The 4946-nt window shown below is 64.6% G+C and carries 4 protein-coding genes, 1 tRNA gene and 1 pseudogene; 4 read left to right on the top strand and 2 right to left on the bottom strand.

The annotated features are described in order from the left end of the window. Positions 1-392 (top strand): annotated as a pseudogene (locus WAW17_RS27300) (ABC transporter permease); the annotation flags it as partial. Between the two features lie 47 nt (positions 393-439). Here WAW17_RS27300 and WAW17_RS27295 read toward each other — a convergent pair. Continuing rightward, positions 440-515: transfer RNA gene (locus tag WAW17_RS27295), tRNA-Arg, on the bottom strand. 138 nt (positions 516-653) lie between these two features. Between WAW17_RS27295 and WAW17_RS27290 the strand changes: the two genes are divergently transcribed. The 3 genes from WAW17_RS27290 to WAW17_RS27280 all read left to right on the top strand — a co-directional run bounded on the left by WAW17_RS27290 (position 654) and on the right by WAW17_RS27280 (position 4619). Further along, positions 654-2684, top strand: a complete 2031-nt coding sequence (locus WAW17_RS27290; RefSeq protein WP_422335990.1) for a cytochrome c oxidase assembly protein — start codon at positions 654-656, stop codon at positions 2682-2684. Between the two features lie 172 nt (positions 2685-2856). Next, complete coding sequence (locus WAW17_RS27285; RefSeq protein ID WP_422335989.1) at positions 2857-3282, top strand: single-stranded DNA-binding protein; 426 nt, start codon at positions 2857-2859, stop codon at positions 3280-3282. Between the two features lie 338 nt (positions 3283-3620). Next, positions 3621-4619, top strand: a complete 999-nt coding sequence (locus WAW17_RS27280) for a tyrosine-type recombinase/integrase (RefSeq protein WP_422335988.1) — start codon at positions 3621-3623, stop codon at positions 4617-4619. Between the two features lie 5 nt (positions 4620-4624). On the opposite strand, the gene WAW17_RS27275 is transcribed toward WAW17_RS27280, so the two are convergent. Further along, on the bottom strand, positions 4625-4946 hold a 322-nt coding region (locus WAW17_RS27275; RefSeq protein ID WP_422335987.1), incomplete at its 5' end, for a hypothetical protein.

Genomic DNA, 4946 nt, shown 5'->3' with positions numbered 1-4946 from the left:
GCACCGCCCTGCTCGGAGTCGGCGGACTCGCCGCGGGCGTGGCGCACGCTGCGCAGGCGGGGGACAGCACACAGATCGGCCGGGTGCTGGTCGCCGCCCTGGCTCAGGCCCCCGCGGTGTGGGTGCTCGCCGGGGTGACCGTCGCGGCATACGGCATCTCCCGGCAGGGCGTCGCGGTGGCGTGGTCGCTGCTCGTGGCGTTCCTGCTGCTCGGCGAGTTCGGAGCCCTGTTCGATCTGCCTCGCGCCGTGCAGGACCTGTCCCCGTTCACTCACATGCCCAAACTCCCGGGCGGAGAGATTGTCGCCACACCGCTGCTGGTGTGCACCGGTGTCGCAGCGGTGCTGGTTGTCGCCGGACTCGCTGCGCTGCATCGACGCGACATCGTCTGATGGGAGGCCGGTCTCCACAGCGAAGTTCGGCGCCCGGCTGGGAAGTGTGGTGCCCCCGGCAGGATTCGAACCTGCGACCAAGAGATTAGAAGGCTCTTGCTCTATCCCCTGAGCTACGGAGGCGCGCAGAAAATCTTACCCGTTGCTACTGATGTCCAAGATCACCTGGGTGCCTGCCGCGCCGTCAGCCGATCGACGTCGGCCCGCCGACGTCGGACCCTCGCGTCTCCGACGGCGCGTCGTAGGTCCTACCCTGGTTCCATGGCTACACCCCAGCTCGCGGCTTCCGATTCGGCGTCGAAACCCCCCACTCGGGACGATTCCACCGTCCTGTTCATCGTCGGTGGGCTCATCGCGGGTCTCGTCGCGGCGATCGTGGTCGGGCTTTCCGCTGCTCAGGCGCTGGTGCTGCTGGGAATACCGGATCCGGGCCCCATCACCACCTACGGTTTGCCCGCGCTCAGGGCCGTGTCGGAGATCGCCGCCGTCATCACCATCGGCTCGTTGCTGCTGGCGGCGTTCTTCGTTCCACCGCAGAAGTCGGGGGTGCTGGACGTGGACGGCTACCGTGCCGTCCGGACGGCCTCGCACGCGGCGATCGTATGGGCGGTGACGGCCTTCGTGCTCGTCCCGCTCACGCTGTCGGATACCTCCGGGCAACCTTTCAGTGAAGCGGTCAAGCCCGACAACATCTTCAACTCGATCGGTCAGGTGGAGTTGGCCAGTGCGTGGCGCTGGACCGGAATCATCGCCGTCGTTCTCGCAATCGCGGCACGGCTCGTCCTGCGGTGGTGGTGGACGCCGATCCTGCTGGCGGTGGCTGTGCTCGCACTCATGCCACTCGCGCTGACCGGACACTCGTCTTCGGGCGGTTCGCACGACATGGCCACCAACAGTCTCATTCTCCACCTGGTCGCGGCGTCCCTGTGGGCCGGCGGACTGTTTGCGCTCCTCGCCCACGCACGTCGGCGCGGCGCCCACACCGATGTCGCGGCCAGGAGGTTCTCGGCGGTTGCAGCGGTCTGTTTCGCCGTGATGGCCGTCAGTGGCGTGGTGAATGCACTGGTCCGCGTGCCGTTCGGTGACATCGTCGATACCACCTACGGCCGGCTCGTGGTCGCGAAGACCGTCGCGCTCGTCGGGCTGGGTGTGTTCGGGTGGGCGCAACGGCGGCGGGCGCTGCCCGCTCTCGCCGCTGATCCGCAGAACAGGGGAAACCTGATCCGGTTCGCCGGGGCCGAGCTCCTCGTATTCGCGGCGACGATCGGTCTCGCCGTGGGGCTGGGCCGGACGCCTCCGCCCGCTCCGGACAGGGCACCCACCCTCACGGAGGTGGAACTGGGCTACAACCTCTCGGGTCCGCCCACGTTCTCCCGTCTCGTCATGGACTGGCGGTTCGATCTGATCTTCGGCACCGCGGCGATCGTTCTGGCCGTCGTCTATGCGATCGGACTGCGGAAGCTGAAGCGGCGTGGTGACGGCTGGCCGGTGGGCCGGACCATCGCCTGGATGACCGGATGTGCGGTGCTGTTGTTCGCGACTTCCTCGGGTGTCGGACGCTATGCACCGGCGGTGTTCAGCGTGCATATGGGAGCCCATATGGCGCTGTCCATGCTCGCGCCGGTCCTGCTGGTTCTCGGTGCCCCGGTCACCCTCGCCTTGCGCGCACTCGATCCCGCAGGAAAGAACGGGGTGCCGGGCCCGCGGGAATGGATCCTGATAGCCCTGCACAGCAGATATTCGCGTTTCGTCACCCACCCCATCGTGGCGGCGGTGCTGTTCGTGGGCGGTTTCTACGCGCTGTATCTCGGCGGGATCTTCGGGGCGTCCGTCGACTCGCATTCGGCGCACATCCTGATGAACGTGCACTTCATCCTCAGCGGTTACCTCTTCTACTGGGTGGCGATCGGAATCGATCCGGCGCCACGTCAACTCCAGCCCGTCACCAAGCTCGCGATGGTGTTCGGCTCCCTGCCCTTCCATGCGTTCTTCGGCATCGCCCTGATGAGCACGGGGGCGGTGATGGGGGAGTGGTTCTACCGTTCGCTGGGACTCGGCTGGAACTCCGACCTCGTCGGCGACCAGCAGCTGGGCGGAAGCATCGCGTGGGCGACCGGCGAGATCCCCCTCGTTCTCGTGATGATGGCCCTGCTCATCCAGTGGTCCCGTAGCGACGACCGCACCGCACGCCGGGTGGACCGCGCCGCCGAGCGTGACGACGGCGCCGACCTGGCAGCGCACAACGCCATGTTCGCCGAGCTCGCCCGCCGCGATCGTGAGGCCGAGAAGTAGCGGTCCGAGCACACCCCACCGACACGTTTGTAGCTGGAGACCTCATTTTCGCCGAGTTGTCCCCATCCCCTGAAGTTGTCCACAGATTCCCGGAGAAACCGGATTCGGCATCCTGTCGCGTCAAGCTGGACGAACGAACAATCGGGCTGGAACCGAATCAGGGGGGAACGGCATGTACGAAACACACGGCACCGTCGTCGGAACGATCATCACCGCTCCGGTCACACGATCGAACTCGGACGGAGAGGAATTCCTCAGCTTCCGGATGGCGAGCACTGTTCGCCGTCGTGACTTCTCGACCGGCGACTGGAGGGACGGAAGCACGCTCTACCTCACCGTCACCTGCCGGCGCCGGTTGATGGCCGGGGTGGCGCAGTCACTGGCGAAGGGCGATCCGGTGATGGTGACCGGCGAGATGCAGACCAGCGAATACACGTCGCGGGACGGTACCGCGCGGTCCGATCTCCAACTACGGGCCACCGCCATCGGACCCGATCTGTCCCGATGCACCGTCACGGTCGAGCGGGAGCGACGAGCGGCGCCGGACGCGGTGGGGGACGCGACCGCTGTTCCGGACGCCGACTCCCTCGTCGCCTGATCGGCTCCGAACCCGTGCAAATGCGGGTTCGACGTATACCACCACTAGGCTGGCCCCATGGCTGAGTTCATTTACACGATGTTGCTGTGGACCCTATACATAGATCGTTACTAATGTCAATGGCAGACGCTGTTCTGGCTGGCTGAACCGCATAATTGAGCATCGGTCGTTGTTGCCTTTCCGCTACTCACACCAGTGATGTTAGATGACGCGCGGGGGATATGCGGGAGTCCCCCGCAAGCCGATACACTCCTGGCATGGGCTCCATTCAGAAGCGGACATACACCGAAGGGAAAGCGCCGAGATACGTTGCACGTGTCCGCGTCGGTGGCCGTGAGGTGTCCAAGAGCTTCGCCAAACAAAGTGACGCCCGCGACTGGATTCGTGAACGTGAAGGGCTCAGCCCTACTGGGAAGCGTGTCGATAACAGGATGCTCGGTGTCGTCCTTAAAGCCCACATCGAGCACTCGGCTACCGATTCCACGCGCGGCGTGCGATCGCATCTGCTCGCGAACCTGGGGGACTTGCAGTATCGGAAGCTGGGCGATGTCACATCCGACGATGTTCGGCACTGGCACACGTTGCTCGCTGAAGGCAGGCCGTGGGCGGATGGTAGACCGCTGTCGAACAGTTCGATACGGACTCTCACGGGCACGCTCAGCGCTGTCTTCAACGATGCGGTGGCGCAGGGTCAGTTGCCCCGGAACCCTGTCACGAGTGTGAGGCGTAAGGGCACGACGAATCAGGCTGTGGAACCCCACCAGGTGCTGAAGATTGACCAGGTGCGGGCGCTCATCGATGCAGCGGAGGAACCGTTCGCGACGATGATCGAGCTGGGTGCGACGAGTGGGCTGCGGGCCGGGGAGATAGCGGGTCTCCGCGTGAGGTCCGTTGACTTCGATCGTCGGGTGTTGGATGTCACCGAACAGGCTGACGGGCATCACAAAGCCTTCGGGTGGCGTCCACTGAAGTCAGAGAAGTCACGACGCACCATCCCGTTGCCTGATTCGACGTTGGATGTTCTGCGGGCGCATATCGAACGGCACGACTACGGGTCGCATACGCCTCTGTTTAGGGCTGGACAGGGGGGCCAGTGGTCGTCAGCCCATATCGCGAAGCTGTGGCGTGCGGTTGCTGTTGATGCTGGGGTGCGTGGTCACAGCTGGCACAGCCTGAGGCATTTCTTCGCGTCTGCGCTGATTGCGTCCGGTGCGTCTGTCACGACGGTGCAGAACCGTCTGGGGCACGCAAGCCCGATGGTGACTCTGGCGGTGTACTCGCACCTGTGGCCGGGTGAGGATGAGAAGACGCGGGCTGTGTTCGATGGTCTGATCTAGTTCGGCTATACGGCGCACTGCAACGTTGCGAAGAAGAATGACGACACTTCTACCAGTTGGGCAAGGACTTCGACCGGAATTCCCGAAACCTGAGCAACAAAGACATTTCCGCTGGTCTCGGCGTCTCTCTGCTTGCACGGATCGGCGTGCGTTGTCCCTGTCGTGCCAGATTGACTCTTGCGCACCTGGCGCAAATGACGGTCCCGGTCGGTAACTTCATCCAAGCAAGTTCGCGGCCACGAAGCCGCCTTTCCCCCTTTTGGCATGTCGGTGCTTCGGCGTGCCCACACGGTCGAGAGGGATTTACGGATGGCTGATGCACTGATG

This window comes from Rhodococcus sp. (in: high G+C Gram-positive bacteria) (assembly GCF_049286785.1).
GTDB lineage: Bacteria > Actinomycetota > Actinomycetes > Mycobacteriales > Mycobacteriaceae > Rhodococcus_F.
Note: the sequence above shows the minus strand (reverse complement) of the source record. Positions and strands in the feature narration are given on the sequence as shown.